General features: G+C 33.1%; 13 protein-coding genes. All 13 read left to right on the top strand.

Going from position 1 to position 16,550, the window contains the following annotated elements; all coding sequences use genetic code 11:
• Nucleotides 1-2 precede the first annotated feature (2 nt).
• The gene (locus tag ACFE0M_RS09085) at nucleotides 3-788 is read left to right on the top strand and encodes a GLPGLI family protein (protein ID WP_434545439.1); all 786 of its coding nucleotides are present in this window, start codon (nucleotides 3-5) and stop codon (nucleotides 786-788) included.
• Nucleotides 785-3,430, top strand: coding sequence for a carboxypeptidase-like regulatory domain-containing protein (locus tag ACFE0M_RS09090; RefSeq protein ID WP_434545440.1), 2,646 nt, complete (start codon nucleotides 785-787; stop codon nucleotides 3,428-3,430). Before ACFE0M_RS09085 ends, ACFE0M_RS09090 begins: the two co-directional genes overlap by 4 nt.
• Nucleotides 3,431-3,556: 126 nt before the next feature.
• Nucleotides 3,557-4,678, top strand: a complete 1,122-nt coding sequence (locus tag ACFE0M_RS09095) for a 6-bladed beta-propeller (protein ID WP_434545441.1) — start codon at nucleotides 3,557-3,559, stop codon at nucleotides 4,676-4,678.
• A 135-nt stretch (nucleotides 4,679-4,813) separates the two neighbouring features.
• Complete coding sequence (locus ACFE0M_RS09100; protein ID WP_434545442.1) at nucleotides 4,814-5,293, top strand: hypothetical protein; 480 nt, start codon at nucleotides 4,814-4,816, stop codon at nucleotides 5,291-5,293.
• A gap of 569 nt (nucleotides 5,294-5,862) precedes the next feature.
• Nucleotides 5,863-7,278, top strand: a complete 1,416-nt coding sequence (locus ACFE0M_RS09105) for a hypothetical protein (RefSeq protein WP_434545443.1) — start codon at nucleotides 5,863-5,865, stop codon at nucleotides 7,276-7,278.
• Nucleotides 7,279-7,599 carry a hypothetical protein gene (locus ACFE0M_RS09110; RefSeq protein ID WP_434545444.1) on the top strand — a complete coding sequence of 107 codons (321 nt, stop codon included), beginning with the start codon at nucleotides 7,279-7,281 and terminating at the stop codon, nucleotides 7,597-7,599. It begins immediately after the preceding gene.
• A gap of 51 nt (nucleotides 7,600-7,650) precedes the next feature.
• A complete protein-coding gene (locus ACFE0M_RS09115; protein ID WP_434545445.1) occupies nucleotides 7,651-8,088 on the top strand; it encodes a hypothetical protein in 438 nt (145 codons plus the stop codon).
• 330 nt (nucleotides 8,089-8,418) lie between these two features.
• Nucleotides 8,419-11,514: an efflux RND transporter permease subunit gene (locus tag ACFE0M_RS09120; protein WP_434545446.1), complete on the top strand. Its 3,096-nt coding sequence runs from the start codon at nucleotides 8,419-8,421 to the stop codon at nucleotides 11,512-11,514.
• Between the two features lie 295 nt (nucleotides 11,515-11,809).
• Nucleotides 11,810-12,223, top strand: a complete 414-nt coding sequence (locus tag ACFE0M_RS09125) for a hypothetical protein (protein WP_434545447.1) — start codon at nucleotides 11,810-11,812, stop codon at nucleotides 12,221-12,223.
• Nucleotides 12,224-12,558: 335 nt separating this feature from the next.
• Complete coding sequence (locus ACFE0M_RS09130; RefSeq protein WP_434545448.1) at nucleotides 12,559-13,608, top strand: hypothetical protein; 1,050 nt, start codon at nucleotides 12,559-12,561, stop codon at nucleotides 13,606-13,608.
• A 151-nt stretch (nucleotides 13,609-13,759) separates the two neighbouring features.
• Nucleotides 13,760-14,320, top strand: coding sequence for a hypothetical protein (locus ACFE0M_RS09135; RefSeq protein WP_434545449.1), 561 nt, complete (start codon nucleotides 13,760-13,762; stop codon nucleotides 14,318-14,320).
• A 179-nt stretch (nucleotides 14,321-14,499) separates the two neighbouring features.
• Nucleotides 14,500-15,048 carry a cob(I)yrinic acid a,c-diamide adenosyltransferase gene (locus ACFE0M_RS09140; protein ID WP_434545450.1) on the top strand — a complete coding sequence of 183 codons (549 nt, stop codon included), beginning with the start codon at nucleotides 14,500-14,502 and terminating at the stop codon, nucleotides 15,046-15,048.
• A 57-nt stretch (nucleotides 15,049-15,105) separates the two neighbouring features.
• Nucleotides 15,106-16,170 (top strand): branched-chain amino acid aminotransferase, encoded by a 1,065-nt coding sequence (locus ACFE0M_RS09145; protein WP_434545451.1) that lies wholly within the window; start codon nucleotides 15,106-15,108, stop codon nucleotides 16,168-16,170.
• Nucleotides 16,171-16,550: the final 380 nt, after the last annotated feature.

Raw genomic sequence — 16,550 nt, forward strand, 5'->3', positions numbered from 1 at the left:
AAATGAAATACAAATTTTTATTAATACAACTGATAATGCTTTTTGGATTTTTCACAACCCTTCAAGCACAACCTAGCTTTAAAGCTACTTACGAGCTTATTTATCAACCTGATTCTACCAATAGTAATAATAAAGAATCAGAGACATTTTTATTGTATATAAATAATGAAATGTCTCAGTTCCTTAGTTATAATAAGGCGCTAAATGATACATCCTTCTTAGAAATACAAAAAGGAAATATGACCACTGAAGAGGTTGTTCAAAATGCTTTGGCAGCACCGCGAGTAAAAACTCATTTAAAAGTCAATAAAATCTATCATGAGTCTAAGATGGAACTTTTAACAGAAATGATGGCTAGACTATATAAATACTATCAGCCACTAAATTTGATGGAATGGATCATTGGCAATCAAACTAAAAACATCAATGGCTATAATTGTCAAAAAGCGACTACTTCCTATGCGGGTAGAGATTATGTAGCTTGGTTTGACCCTGAAATACCCATAAGTGATGGCCCTTATAAATTTTATGGTTTGCCGGGACTTATTGTATCTGTTTATGATACCCAAGAGCATTATAAATTTGATTTAGTGGGTTTGGAAAAAGGAGATTATGATATCAAGAGAAATTTATTGAAGGAGGATTATCAATTAGTTACACAAGAAGAATATAAACAAATGCTAGTTAATTATAAAGCTAATGCTGAAGCAAGGGCTAAAAGGGTATTTTCACAAATGAGTGGAAAGCCAAAGAAATCCTCTGCCAATAATCCTATTGAGCTAGAATGAGAATATGCCTAGCCATATTATTTTTTATATGTAGTGTCGGATTAAGCGATGCTTATGCACAATTCAAAATTTTTGGTAAAGTTGAAAATGAAAGAGGAGAATTGCTCATAGGGGCGTCTGTTTTATTAAAAAATATGAACAGCACCAAAATTATAGATTTTAGTATAACCGATAAGGATGGCAATTATCAAATTCCCATTGACGTGGCAGATAGTGTAACATTAGAAGTTTCCTATATCGGATATAAAAAGATCAAAAAGTCAATCTTTGTGAGTGATTCAATGGAGATTAACTTTAAAATGATTGAAGATGTGAAGGAATTAGATGAGGTAAAGTTGAAAGCGCCTCCCATTATTGATTTTGGAGATACTATAAATTATTCAATCAATGCATTTAAAAGCCAGCAAGATAGAGTGATAGCAGATGTATTGCGGAAATTGCCGGGCATATCTGTGGATGGTGAGGGTCGTGTAAGCTATATGGGAGAACCTATTGAAAAGTACTATATCGATGGACTGGATCTATTGGAAGGAAGATACAACTTGGCCAACAATAATTTACCGGCAGGAGCTGTGACAGATGTCCAAATATTGGAAAATCATCAGCCGATCAGAATTTATGATAGCTTGGTTTTTTCTAATAAAACTTCATTAAATATTAAGCTCAATAAGAATGTCACACTTACAGGAAGTGGAAAATTGGGTGGAGGTTTAAGCCCTGGTTTATGGGAAGCCAACGTCAGTCCGATGTTATTTAACAAGAAACAACAAGTGATAGCTTCTTTTCAATCAAACAATACGGGCAATAATCTACAAAGAGAACTGCAATCCTTTCGATCTTCTAGTTTAAATTTTGGCCAAAAAGATTATCTCCTGGAAGTCCAATCTATTAACCAACCGCCATTTAATGAAAAATTTTGGTTAGATAATCAATCGCACTTGGGAAGTATTAATTATTTAAGAAAACTCAATGAAAAATGGCAGATAAAAGGCAATATTAATTACTTGGATGCAGGGAAAGTGCTAAATGGGATTACGGAAACCCAAATTTTCATACCTAATGATAGCATTCAATTATCAGAAGTTAAGCGAAATGAAATTAATTCAAACGTGATAAAAGGGGAGTTATTCTTAGAGAAAAATATAAGTAATAGCTATTACAAACAGAGCATTTCCATTAATTCTACTGTAGATAATAAATTTGGTTTACTGAATCTTACCAATCAATCAGATTTTAATCAGGATTTAGATCAGTCTCATTTAAGGATTCAGAATGATATTTTAGCAATTAAAAAGGTTTTTAATGCTTTGATTACTTTTAAATCCAGTTCTAATTATATCAAAAATAGTGAATTACTCAGTGTCGATCCTTCCGTTTTTTCTAATGTAATTGGGTATGCTCCAAATGCTATCCAGCATCTGAATAAAGATATTTTGGATACAAAAAATAAAATGAGCATGTCAAAAAAGTTCGGGCGATTGTTAGTGAATCCTGAGATGGGATTTAACTTATTATCAGAGGACTTACATTCAGAAATTAATGCGGAAAATAATAGTGAAGAGTCTTCAGATTCCTTGAGATCAAATGATTTGAGCTTAATTAATCTTTCTCCTTATTTAAACATTAAGACAGAATATGCATATAAAAAGTGGATTCTGACTTTAAACCTTCCTTTGTTTTACAGGAACTTTTGGATCAAAGGCAATGGTTTAGCTACTCAAGAAAACAATTTTACTCGTTTAAACCTCGAGCCTGAATTTAATACGCACTACAAATTCAAGAACTTTTGGAAAGTGAATTTCAATGCAGCAATCAAAAATGAATTTGGTAATGCAAACAGGATTCACAGTGGGTATATTTTAAGATCTTATCGTAATTTATTGAGGTTTGAAACGCCTCTGGAAGAAATTCAATCACAAACTATTGGTGGAAATATTCAATATCGAAATCCTATTAAAGCCTGCTTTTTGACTTTTCGCTACAGATATGGCCTGATGACTTCCAACATTCAAGAAAGCTACAGTTATTCTCAGCAAGGAGCTTCCATTGTTAATACATTGGAAGATGAAATTTATTCAAGCAGACAAATGGTATCAATGGACATAAGCAAGTATTTCAATGCCATTAAGACTACTTTTTTTGTTAATTCGACTGCCATGCAAATGCGGAGTCCAAGAATTTTGAACGGTAGCATGACAGATTTAGAAAATAACAATTTTAATTATAGCGTAGGAGCAAAAGGTGCAATGACTTCCTTTATAGAATATGATTATGCTTTTCAACAAGATTTTTTTTCCAATGAACTTAATGAAGTAAGGGCCAATTTTTTAAGAAGAGATAAGCATGAGCTTTTATTAGACGTGTTTGTAAGTGAAAGTCAATATTTTGGAATCCAATTTCAGGCTAATAATAATTTTATCTCAACTGAGAATACAGGATTTAATCAATTTTTAAATTTATCATACAATTACATCTTGAATAAGATAGGCCTTGACTTAACCTTCGAATGTAGGAATCTATTGAATAATCAAAACTATATTTCAGTATTTCCAGATGCTAATAATTATGTACTTAACCAATTTCAATTGAGACCAAGGCAGTATTTGTTGAGTGCTCAATTTTCATTGGGTAACTTTGATTAGTTGTTCTTACAAGCTTTTTAATGAAAAAGTGCTTAGTAAATTTAATTTTAACTAAGATAATAATTTTAAAATTGGATTTATTTCCCTTATTTTAAAGGTGTCTATCAACTATTCAAATAATCAACTATGAAGAAGTACATTCTAATCCTTTTATTAGCCATTATATTTAATTCTTGCACAGAAGATAAGCAAACTGAAATTATTTCTGTAGATCCTACCAAAAGTAAACAAGTTTCATTTGATGAATTAGTGAATGATTATCAGCTGATAAAACTTGAAAAACCAGAAGGAATTGAGTGGGGTCAAATAAATATTATTAAAAAATATAAGGATTATATATTTCTGGCTGATAGATTTCAGACCAAAACGATTACTGTATTTGATATGGAGGGGAATTTTATAAAGCAGTTAAATAGAGCGGGAGATTCACCAGGAGATTACAACAATTTGTCACTTTTTACTTTCGATCCAGTAAATAATGCTTTAGTGGTATATAGTAGAATGCAAGGCGTAAACATATACGATTTTGAAACATTAGAAATTCAAAAGGAGATTTCTATTAGCGAACGCTATTTTATGGGCTTGGAATGGATAGCAAATAATCAATATTTTGCAATCAAAGAGTATAATTCTAGCGAGGAGGAGGGCGGTTTTTATGTTTTGGGTGAAGACTTCAGTGAACAAAAAGAATTGGAAATACCCAACTATAATGCTTCCATAGAAATTTCTTATCCTTCCACTATTTCAAGAACTGATAATGATGTTTTATACAATTTTTCAAGCGATAGTTCTAAAGTATATGCGTTGTCAGAAAATAATATGGAAGTTAAACATCAAATAAATTTTGGCAATAGCAATATCGATTCAAAAGCTGTCTGGAATGCAATGGAGTCAGATGAATTTGAAAAGGAAGTATTCGAAAATAAAAAGGCGACTTTTATACAGTTTTTTAGGGAAAGTGAAAATGGCCTTTCTTTTTGGTTCATTAATGGAGCTAATGAAGGACAGAATAATTTGGCTATTTATGACAAAAATACTGGAGCATCTAAAGTGATAAGGAAAATATATGATGGAGAAAAGGATGTTACTTTGGATTTGTATCCAAAAGGAATTTTAAATGATCAATATGTAACGATTTTAAACCCTGAATCAGATTTGGCTGATAAACTTGCTGAAGCAAAGGCGAGAAAAATTGAACTGGGGGATGATTATTTGTTTGTTTATGATTTGAAAAGGGGTGATGAATAAAGAATTTTCTTTATTGTTAGACTTCATAACTCTTGCACAGAATTAATATACCAACGGTCTAAAATTATATAAATAAATCAATAAATGTAGCTCAAATTAAATATTTAGCCGGTGAACCTATCATAATTTATTAAAATGAAAGCAGTAAATATTTCAATTCAGATTGTCATTTTGATTATTTTAGGTGAAGTTTTGCATATTGCTACTTTTGATTTCACTCTGTATAATTCAAAAGCTCTGGGGACGCCTCTGGAGTTTTTGTTTTATATTTCTCCGTCACTGGTGTCAATTTTTTTGGCCATTTGTATAAGTTTATGGGGTATCCGCCTTCCAAGTTTTTGGCAAAATTTCTTTTTTGTAATTATTAATATTTATTTGGCGACATCTTTCCTTAGTGTCTTTTTAATTAGCTGTGATGAAACAAAAAACTTAAATGTTTTTTATACTGTTCTAGTTGTCTTATTAGATTTGATTACGATTGGGTTATTGTTCTGTAAAATTATACCCCGTATAGGGAAACTAAATATTCTGATTATAGCGGTTAGTACACTCGTCCTTATGTTCGACTTTTTCGTTTTTCTGATTGGCTATGAAATGCTGTATCCTATTTTTTGAAATAATCCCTTTAATTTTTAGAGCTAATTTAATTAGCATAAATTCTCGAACTATTGACCAACCTGTACTTTACCTTTCATAGGGTAATTCCATTCATAGAAATGATGTAAGAATAGGTTCAAATATGAGTAATAAAATTCAGTATTATTCTGTGCCATTTTAAATAGTACCTGCCTTTTAGCAGTTTGTCTTTGTCTGAAAGAGGCTAATAGTAAATCTAAAGTACTTTTTTAATTTAAAACTATATTAGTAATATTTAAAGAATTATTTAATAATTCTAATAAATTAATAGTTTTACCAAAAAAAATTAATGTAATAAGTTTGGTTTTTTTTTTCTTTTTCTGTTTACACTTGTAATATCAACTCAGTAAAACTATAAAATGTAGTTACTGATTCGAGACAGCCCCCGCTAGCACAAGCTGTTTTGAGGAAACCATACAGAGTGAAGAAATTTGACTTGTACTCACCTGATTAGGCCTTTGGTAGTTCAAGGAAGGTTTGTTTTCATGATTTAGTCAAAGCTGGTTGATATAATAATTTAATATAAACTATAACCTAATTTTAAAATTATGCTAAAACTATTTAAAGCACTTTATGTACTTTATTCTCATAAGAATCGATTAAAGCTTGCTAATACTTCAACTGAAATCGTAGAATTAATGCCTAGAAGGTTTTTATTTACGGGTATCTTATTATTACTTATTTCTGGCTGCCACACTTTGGATCCCATAGAAGTAGAGCCTGAAATTGAAAAATATAAAATCGCTAATTCTGATCCTACAGTTATAGATTTAATGGAAGAAAATGTATATAGTAATTCAAATCAAAGGCTCAATAAAATAAAGTTTAGAGAGGATTCAATTTATGTATTAAAAACCGGTGAAATGACTACTTATTCTATTCCAATCCAGACTAAAATAGTTGGTGCATCAGAAAACCTTATTTTGGAATTGGAAGATGAAAGACTAGTTAAAGCTGCTATTTACAGCTTACAACCTAAACAGGTTTGGTACGATGAACACTATGAGGGGAAGGATACGGATTTTACTACGATTGAAGGGAATTTGATTGTTACTGATTTATTTAGCGGAAAAGAAACAATATTTAGTAACTCACCTTCAGGAAAATCATCAAGAAAATTAACTCAAGACTGTAATTTTTTTATTTCCTCAGCTGAGGAATCACCTAATTGGTATATTTGGTTAGATTTAGAGAGTTGTAGTTCGGGTGGGGGCAGTTCTTCAGGAGGCTCTGATTCAGGAGACCCTTACAATGGCTCACCTGACGCAAATAACCCAGATCCTGGAAGTGGTTCCGGTGGTGGTGGGAACTCATCAGGATCAGTACCAATTTCTGGAGATGAGGATAGTATGAATGATGTGCCTTGTCATATTGGATTTGTTAGAAATTCATCTGGTGAATGTGTTAGAGATTGTGGAGAAGGTTACATTAGTGGGGCCACTGGATGTATTTTGGATTGGGATAATTACATTGACCAATTGATTAAAGAATTCTTGAAAGAGATGGACTGTGATAAGTTGCAAAATACACATGGGTACCTTACAAAAAGCATGTGGGATTTTTATGATAAATATAAGGGTTGGTGTAGAGAAGATATAATTTATGAAAAAGGAGATTTGAGCATCACTGGATTAGGATCTCAACCTGCAGGCCCTTTAGCGGATTTTAGGTATATTGAAGATCCACTTAATTCTAAGCTTATAATTGATATGAGGCATTTACTAATAATTGGAAAATATGGAAGGGCTGTAGGTGAAAGTGTTGAATTTGTTCAATATCTTTCCAACAATGAAAGTGGTTTTGATGATCAAGATTATTATTCTAATGAGCTAGGTTACAAATTCTATGAAATTTATGGAGATGCTATAGATCATAGCTCTGATAATATAGTTGATTTCCTTGTTACTTTCCTTAATGATCCAGCAAAAAGAAATGAAGTTTCTAGTCCCAATAAGTGTAAATAAATGAATTTTTCAAAAAAATCTCTTCTAGTCATTCTCTTTGTTTTAGCCTTGTTGAGTGTGACCGTTATTTTATGGAAGGTATCATTAAGTCCACTAGCTATTGAAGGAAGAGAGAATGAAAGAAACGCTAAGAAAATTGAAATTGGATTTTCAAAAAATGAACTAATATCAATAATGGGAAGACCTAATAAAATTTTAACAAATTTGAATTCTGAAATTTCAGATACCATATATTTTTATAGGCCAGGCTTTGCAGCTGCATCTGGCATTGATTTTTATATTGAAAACGATACTGTTGTGTTCATCGGTCTTAATGAGTAAATTCAAAAAAAATGGACTTACCCTTTTCTGAGAAATAAGACCTTTGTATTTATGACCATTCTTACAAGTAAAATTTTGATTTTGTTTATCACTGGCGTTATTCATTCCATTATATCGTTTGGTCAATCGAATAAATCAATGGTGTACAATGGTGAGCAATTAGCTAATGTTGTTCTTAGTGATGATGTTCCAATCAGTATTTTATATTACCAAGTGGAAGATTTCTCAGATGTATTAAAGATTGGAGACTTGATAGAGAAAAAATGTGAGAAATCTCCTGTAGATGAGGTATGCGTTTTTACTTTTCCCAATATGAAATTTACTTATATTAATTTAAATGGTGATTTTGAACTTTCAGAAATTTTATTTTTCGGAAAGCGAAGTGGCATAAGAATAAATGATGAAAGGATATTTATAGGTGAGAAAAATATTTCTCAAAATATGCAAAGAACTTCACAATCCTTATTAAGTAGCTTTAAAAATGGATAAGGATTAACTCCTAATCAGAAATTTGGGGGGTATAGATATATGGATTTGTTTATTGATGAAAATGATACGATAGAAAAGATAGTTTATAAAAGGAGTCTTCTTTAATGGAAATTCAGCACGCGATTGTTTTTTTATAATCTATGACCAGTTTAGAAGAAAAAAAAGATGAGCAAAAAAACAGCTTGCTCATCTTTTTAAATTCCACCGAGTATAGAAAAATCTATATCAGAAATCATCTTAATGACTTACTTTAGAATACTGTGTTCTTTAATTTACCTAGAACCCTAGTTTTCCTCTTTCCAATCCCCCAATAATTCCTATCTTTACCACATGACCCCATTTCGAATTATTATTGCTTTTTTAGTCGTCAGTTTAATGGGATTGGCGCTTATTCCCAAACTGTCGGTCAACCTGAACCCTACTTATCAGACGCCTGAGATCAGTCTGCAATTTAGTGTGCGTAATGCAGATCCTACGCAGGTTGAGAAACTGGCCACCGCTCCATTGGAAAATATTTTATCCCAACTTCGGGATTTAGATGAGCTTAATTCCCAGTCCCGCTATGGAAGTGGAAATATCACCTTACGCTTTTCTAAAAATGCAGATTTAGCCTATAAAGGCTTTGAAGTAGCCACGCTCATCCGACAAGTCTATCCGCAATTGGATGAAAAAGTGAGCTATCCCATTCTGCAAAGCAGTGGGGGAGATGAGGAGACGGAAAACAAAATCATTCTGAGATATACGGTCCGCGGACCTTTTGCTTCTTACAGAATAAAGGAAATTACCCAAGAGTCTATTGTAAAACCTTTGCAAAATATTGCGGGAATAGAAGCTTTGCCTGTTTATGGAGCTAATAATCTTCAAATCAGTATCAATTTTCATCCTGATAAACTGGAAGCCTACGGATTAAATTCCAGCGATTTAAGAACGGCTTTACAACAAAGTGGTCAGTTGCGATATCCCGGTTTGGCACAAAGTGCGGGCAATGAAAAATATGTTTTAGTGCTAGATCAAAGGTTTGATGATATTCAGCAAATTGGCGAATTGAAAATCACACAAACCGAATCAGGCAATAGCTATAAGCTAAAGGATTTAGCGGATATTAATTTGGAGGAGCAAGAGCCCAATAATTACTACAGAATTAATGGTGAAAACTTTGTGACTTTGGTGGTGGAGGCTCGAAAGGGCGTAAACCGAATTAATTTGGCAAGAGAAGTTAAGTCCAGATTAAATCAAATTGAAGATAATTTGGCGGAAGGCGTGGCGCTCCGTTTGGTTTATGACGATACCGAATATTTGGAAAAAGAGCTTGATAAACTTTATGAACGCTCTATTCTTTCCATCAGTATTCTAATACTTTTCATCTTTCTGATCAACCGCAATTGGCGCTATTTATTGGTGCTTTTTGCTGGTATTTTAGTGAATGTTTCCCTTGCCATCATAGGGGTTTGGGCATTGGATATCGAAATCCATCTGTATTCGCTTGCAGGTTTGACCATCTCCTTTGGCTTAATAGTCGATAATGCCATTGTAATGATCGACCATATTCATAAATATAAAAACAGACATCTGTTCTTGGCACTTTTGGCCGCATCTTTAACCACCATTGCTGCTTTATTATTGGTTTTCCTTTTGCCTGAAGAACAAAAAATGAATTTGGTGGATTTCTCCAAAGTAGTGGCTTTGTTATTGGGCGTATCATTGTTAGTGGCTTTATTTTTTACGCCTTCACTTTATACGTTGCTATTTACCGCTCAAAATCAGAAGAGAAAAGGCAATTCCATGAAGCAGTTGCGCAGAAAAGTGCGCTGGTTTAACCGATATTACAATGCCATTCATTGGTCGGTAAAATACCGCAAAGCTTTCTTTGTCTTGCTATTGTTGGGATTTGGATTGCCTATTTTCATGCTGCCTGCCAAATGGGAAGATCATGAATGGTACAATAAAGTCATCGGTTCTGATATTTATCAGGATGATATCAGACCTATTTCCGATAAGTGGCTTGGCGGAAGTTTACGACTTTTTGTGCGCAATGTTTATGAGCGGTCCAGTTATAGGCAGAATGAAAAAACAAGACTTTATATCACTGGAAGATTGCCTTATGGCAATACGTTGGAGCAGATGAATACCATTATGAAGGATTTTGAGGATTTCCTGCTTCAGCAAGAAGGAATCGATATTTTTACAACCCAAATTTATTCAGGCCAGTACGGGAGTATCGAAATCATTTTCAAAGAAGAATATGAAAAATCGGCATTTCCTTATCAGCTCAAGGCACGTCTTTCTTCTAGAAGTACAAATTGGAGTGGAGTCAATTGGAGCGTTTATGGAGTAGGGCAGGGCTTTTCTACGGGTTCGGGTGATAGAATCCCGTCTTTTCGGGTGGCTTTGAAAGGCTATAATTATTTTGAACTGGAAAATCAGGCCGATAAATTGGCTGATATGCTGTTGGAACATTCTCGAATTCAAGAAGTAAATACCAATGAAAGGATGAGCTGGCGTGATCAGAAAAGTAAGGAATACATCATTCGACCGGATTTGAAAGAGTTGGCTTTTCATAATATCAGTCTCTCGGATTTCACCAATGCGATCCGTATGCATGCCCCGGCTAATGGAGCTACTGCTTATTTACCCATCGGTGGAGAGCAATTTCCGGTAGTGTTGGCATCGGCTACAGCTGATAATTTCAATAAGTTTGCCTTGGAGCAATATAGCTTGGATTATGCAGGAAAAAGAATTCCTACTGGAAATCTAAGTAAATTGCAATTGGAAAGCACAGTTAATGCGATTTATAAAGAAAACAGAAGCTATATCAGAATTTTGAGCTTCGAATATTACGGTTCTTCCCGTTTTGGAAGTAAATATTTGGAGGAAGTTTTGGCTACCTATGACCAAATCAAACCATTGGGTTATTCAGCTGAAAAGCAATCCTTCAGTTGGGGTTCGGCAGATGCGAAAAAACAATATTCACTTTTGCTTTTACTGATCGTGGCCATTTTCTTTATTTGCAGTATTTTATTTGAAAGCTTTAAACTGCCATTTTATATATTACTATTGTTCCCGCTTTCTTTTATTGGCTTGTTCCTCACTTTCGGCTGGTTTGAGTTTTATTTTGATCAAGGTGGTTATGCCGCATTTGTGATGTTAGGGGGCTTGACTGTAAATGCTGGAATTTATATTCTCTATGATTTCAAAAACAGAAAGATTCAAAGTAGCAGAGGGTTTTTGAAATCAGTTAGTACTAAGGCCGCGCCTATATTATTGACTATATTCTCCACCTGCTTTGGTTTAATTCCATTTGTCATGAGCGGACAGAATGAAGTCTTTTGGTTCTCTTTGGCTGTTGGTACCATAGGTGGCTTGATTTTTTCAATGGTAGGTGTGTTTTTCTTTTTTCCATTGTTGGCGGTTAAGGTTCGTAAATGAATTGGTGTTGATGTGATTAGGTCAGACAGGAGGTCCGGAGATAGAAATAAATAGAAATAAGGTGAATAATGTGGTAATTAAAGTTGGGGTATCTAGTTCTAGTATCCTCTTGTACTTTTGATTTAACCAAAAACACTCATTTTCACTTTTTGGATAAAAACCTTTTGATGAATACTCAGAATCATAATATTAAACCTTCAATATTTTACTTATATTAGAAGTTTATAAATGTCAATTAGTTTAAGCTTTTTAAATGAAAGGAATTAACAATTTTCTTTATTTAATTATTGGCCTCATGAGCTTATCATGTACTTATAATGATATTGCTTCAGAAGAGATGATAGTTGGGGATTGGGTGAAAATAAAATATGTCGAAGTATTTGATAATGGAACTGAAAATGTTTGGCGCTACAAATGTGAACTTGACCCCATAGCAATAGTCAATCCTGACAGAACTGTAGAATTTAAACATAATTGTTCGCTTGGAACAGCTAAAAATGATGATTTGGAGGTAGTGGGGAATTGGGAAAAATTAGATAATGGAACCTATCAAATTAGCCATCAAGTTTTGAACTCTGATAAAAGTGGAAGTACTGATTCAATTTACTTCTCAGGTCAAAATACTATGAATTTAATTTATAATACGGGATATAAGTATAAAGGAAAGTATTTTACTCATGTTCGTTTTGAATACGTCAGAGATGAATGAGTTTTTGTTTTAAAGCGTTTTTTTTGATTGTTTTCTCAGGCTTTTAAAATATAAACCACTAGTTCAAGCTTCCGCTTGGACTTTGGCTAGCATATCAATAAGATTTAACCAAATTTTTCGATGAATAATATCATTCCCATGCTGAAAAACTTAATATTTCACCTATATTAGCAGTTCAGATATAAAATCAAAACCTGCAAACCCTCTTATTGTCGGTTTTTTGTTTTGAGGCGTGTTTGAGGGATTATTATTAGTTTAATTTTGACTGGCATAATATTAATTGAAATTAGAACTTCTAATTTCTGTTTTTAATAAATAACTATTACCATGAAATTATGAGTCTTGATAATGAAAAACTTAAAGAGTATAATGAAATTGAAGTTCAATCATTGGCGAGGAGGGATGAACTTGGTACAAAAGGCTTTGATGAAGTAATTAGTACTCTTTCAGAATTAAAATCTATGATTGATGAGATGGTAGAAATATCACAATCAGTTCAATTGCCAGATCAAATAGATAAGCAAATCGATGGATTCATTAGTACTTTCATAAGTTTTTCCAATCAAATAGGTAAATATGATTTAGATAGTGACGGCAGGAATAATTTTGGTCAAAGAGCTAAAATAATTCAAAATATAAATCAATACTACAGTCAGGCTTTATCCGGAACTAGTAACAATAACTTTCTTAATGTATATAATACTGCCAAGAATTTTAATTTGAAAGGAATTCAAAATGAAAGGCAAGAAGTAGCTAAAATAAAGAAAGATTTACAGAAAAGTAAGTTAGATTTTGATGAGACTATTAAGTTATTAAGAAATAAAGCTGGCGAAAAAACAGCAAATGACTACGCTGAAATATTCGAAAACCAATCAACACGACATTCAAATTTTTCTATTTCAAATCAATTTCCATATATACGGTTAGGAGCAGCTCAAATTTGGTTGTTTTTTGGGATTATATCTGTTTTTATATTGGTATTCGTAGTCTATTTACTTTCTAATGAAAAATTACCCACAACTGAGATAATAACATTAAAAGGTGTCAATGGTGAATATCAACAAGTTCAATACTTAATAAGTAATATTGTTTCAAGAATATTAGTAATCTCAATTTGTGTTTTTCTGATTGGGTTTTCGTTTAAGCAACATAGCGTAAATAGACACTTATTTACAATAAATAAACACAGGCAAAATGCTTTAGAAAGTTATCAGTTGTTTATCAAATCAATCGATCCAGATGACAGGCAAGTACGACATCAACTAATTATTGAAGTCGCCAAAGCAATTTATGAACAAAATCAAACTGGTTATATATCTGATAAATCAAATAGTCCATCTTCAAATGGAATTATTGAATTGACAAAATATATTAATCAAAAATAGATTTTAGGAGCACTTATTTTTTCTATATCAATATAAAAAGATGCTTTGTACGGATAGAATTGATTATTCACTTTTGTTCTTAAAATAGTTTGTTTTTATCAAGGGTTTAACTTAACTCTTAATAGTTTTAGGTTTAATTTAGATTACAATCATGAAAAAACATTTATTGCAGTACTTATGGATGGTTATTCTTTTCATTTTTCTTATAGGGTTAATTATTTGGGGTATTTGGTTTATAGAAATTGAAGAAAATCAGATATCAATTTTTGGAATTGTGGCGGTCATTATGGCTGCTTTCACCTCTGTTTTGACAGTAACTATCAATAATAAAAAAGCGAAACAGCGAGAATACGAATTACATGTTTTAAAGGAGAAGCAAAAGGTGTTTGAACATTTTTATAATTCTTTTTTTGACATGTTAAAAGAAGCAAAAAAAGGAAAAAAAGGTGCGTCAACAAAAACTATAAATGATATGATGCAATTTAAAAAAGGACTTATGAATTGGGGAAGTGAAAAATTAATCAAAAAATATATAGATTATGACAATAAACTCACACAGCCTAATTCAAATTTTACAATGTTAATCGATGGTAATAATTTTTTGAAAGAAATCAGGAAAGAGATGGGATTTGATGATTCAAATAGTCTCAATCTTATTGATATTATTTTAACTTCAGAAGCACGAGAAGAATTAAGGCAAAATTATGATTGAACATTATAAAATTCCTTTAAATATCATTAAACAAAAGAATTAATTAAAATTCTGACAAACTAAAATTTAGTAATGTAATTTAAGATAAAATTAAATTCTTAACCAACTTCTCCTCCACATCCCCTAACTTCTTCCCACCATTTCCCCTATATTTGCATCACTACAAACGACTATAAAAAATGAAAATATATACTAAAGGCGGAGACAAAGGGAAAACCTCTTTATTGGGTGGTTCGCGGGTTTCCAAAGCACATTTGCGTATTGATACTTATGGCAATGTGGATGAGTTGAATTCTTGGATGGGCGTATTGCGTGACCATAAAGAAAATGTATCCAGAAATCTTTTATTTATAGAAATTCAGGACAGACTTTTCACCATCGGCTCACAATTGGCCAAAGAGCCAGGAGAAAGTAAATTTCCTATTCCGGATATTTCAGAATCAGATGTGGAGAGATTGGAACAGACTATAGATGAAATGAATGAAAACCTACCGCCTATGAAAAATTTCATTTTGCCGGGCGGTCATCAGTTGGTTTCTTTTACGCATGTAGCGCGTACCGTCTGCAGGCGTGCCGAAAGGGGAGTGGTGGCATTGAAAGAACATGAGGAAGTCAATGATTTGATAATCACCTATTTAAATCGATTGTCAGACTATCTATTTATGCTTTCACGCAAGTTAACCCAAGAATTGAACGCCAATGAAGTACCTTGGGTACCAAAAAAGTAATTGCAAATAAGCCCTTTTTTTTGTACTTTCGTGCAATTTTAAACTAAAGCGACCATCATGTTAGATACCTTAGATATATCCATCAAGAAAGTTCAGAATTCACGCATAAATGAGGTGGATTTTGATAATATTCCTTTCGGGAGAGTTTACTCTGACCATATGTTTATTGCAGACTATGAGGATGGTCAGTGGAGTGATTTGAGAATTGTACCTTATGAAAACCTTTCTTTGGCACCTGCTTCTAGTGTCATTCACTATGGGCAATCTGTTTTTGAAGGCTTAAAAGCTTATAAAAATAGTACTGGAGAGTCCGTAGTTTTCAGACCAGAAGCTAATGCCAAGAGATTGAATAAATCAGCCGAAAGAATGTGTATTCCAGAAGTACCGGAAGAACTGTTCATGCAGGCCATGACCGAATTACTGAATGTAGATAAAGACTGGATTCCTAATAAAGAAAATACTGCACTTTATATTCGGCCTTTTGTTTTCGCTATGGATGATTATATCGGCATCAAGCCATCTGAAAAATATAGATTTATGATCATCACTTGTCCAGTTGGGGCTTATTACAGCGAGCCGGTAAAGGTGAAAATCGAAACAGAATTCACCCGTGCTGCCAAAGGCGGAACAGGTTATGCCAAAGCGGCCGGTAATTATGCAGGTTCCTTATATCCTGCGAAACTAGCACAAAAACAAGGCTATCACCAATTGGTTTGGACGGATGCTGTGGAGCATGCTTACATAGAAGAATCAGGTACAATGAACATTATGTTTGTGATCAATGACACCTTGATCACGCCTGAAGCTAGTTCTACTATTTTAAGGGGAATAACCAGAGATTCGGTTTTGACTTTAGCGAGAGATTGGGGTATGAAAGTGGAGGAAAGAAGAATCAGTGTGAAAGAAGTAGTAGAAGCAGCCAAAAATGGCACTCTAAAAGAAGCATTTGGTGCTGGAACTGCAGCCACTATTGCTCATATTGCTTTAATAGGATATGACGGAGTAGATTATAAATTACCTGCTATCGAAGAAAGAGAATTTTCTAATAAGGTATTGAAGGCAATGGATGCCATTAAATTAGGCGAAGCCGAAGATAAATTTGAGTGGATTTATAAGCTTTGATATAGATTTTAAATATTGATTTTGCCGTACGATGAACGATTGTACGGCTTTTTTATGACCCTTTTTGTTCCCCCAAAAGGGCAAGACACACGGAATTACATTTGTTTTTTTATTTGATTCATTATCACCTTACTGTACTAATTGAGTAAGGGCTGTTGAAAATAGTGATGTAATTTATTGATTTCAATCTAGGGGTCTATCTACTGGAGGAGGCTTTGTAGATTTAGATTATTATAGAGGAATTTTCTTTAGTAGCAAACCGGTAGAATGATTAATTGAAACTTGCTCAGAGAGAGCGGGAGGAAAGTTTAGCGGGCCAGCGATGGCAATGTGAGTGGAAGCATTAAACTTTCTTGAATTTTTGTTTCTTTTTGTTCAAG

Source organism: Marivirga sp. (assembly GCF_051117495.1).
In the GTDB taxonomy this organism is placed as follows: Bacteria; Bacteroidota; Bacteroidia; order Cytophagales; family Cyclobacteriaceae; genus Marivirga.

What these genes read in the sequence shown, in the direction of transcription:
- ACFE0M_RS09130 (WP_434545448.1), top strand. Translation starts at nt 12,559, where the DNA reads ATGAGTCTTGATAATGAAAAACTTAAAGAGTATAATGAAATTGAAGTT.
- ACFE0M_RS09115 (WP_434545445.1), top strand. Translation starts at nt 7,651, where the DNA reads ATGACCATTCTTACAAGTAAAATTTTGATTTTGTTTATCACTGGCGTT.
- ACFE0M_RS09135 (WP_434545449.1), top strand. Translation starts at nt 13,760, where the DNA reads ATGAAAAAACATTTATTGCAGTACTTATGGATGGTTATTCTTTTCATT.
- ACFE0M_RS09085 (WP_434545439.1), top strand. Translation starts at nt 3, where the DNA reads ATGAAATACAAATTTTTATTAATACAACTGATAATGCTTTTTGGATTT.
- ACFE0M_RS09090 (WP_434545440.1), top strand. Translation starts at nt 785, where the DNA reads ATGAGAATATGCCTAGCCATATTATTTTTTATATGTAGTGTCGGATTA.
- ACFE0M_RS09140 (WP_434545450.1), top strand. Translation starts at nt 14,500, where the DNA reads ATGAAAATATATACTAAAGGCGGAGACAAAGGGAAAACCTCTTTATTG.
- ACFE0M_RS09120 (WP_434545446.1), top strand. Translation starts at nt 8,419, where the DNA reads ATGACCCCATTTCGAATTATTATTGCTTTTTTAGTCGTCAGTTTAATG.
- ACFE0M_RS09110 (WP_434545444.1), top strand. Translation starts at nt 7,279, where the DNA reads ATGAATTTTTCAAAAAAATCTCTTCTAGTCATTCTCTTTGTTTTAGCC.
- ACFE0M_RS09095 (WP_434545441.1), top strand. Translation starts at nt 3,557, where the DNA reads ATGAAGAAGTACATTCTAATCCTTTTATTAGCCATTATATTTAATTCT.
- ACFE0M_RS09145 (WP_434545451.1), top strand. Translation starts at nt 15,106, where the DNA reads ATGTTAGATACCTTAGATATATCCATCAAGAAAGTTCAGAATTCACGC.
- ACFE0M_RS09125 (WP_434545447.1), top strand. Translation starts at nt 11,810, where the DNA reads ATGAGCTTATCATGTACTTATAATGATATTGCTTCAGAAGAGATGATA.
- ACFE0M_RS09100 (WP_434545442.1), top strand. Translation starts at nt 4,814, where the DNA reads ATGAAAGCAGTAAATATTTCAATTCAGATTGTCATTTTGATTATTTTA.
- ACFE0M_RS09105 (WP_434545443.1), top strand. Translation starts at nt 5,863, where the DNA reads ATGCTAAAACTATTTAAAGCACTTTATGTACTTTATTCTCATAAGAAT.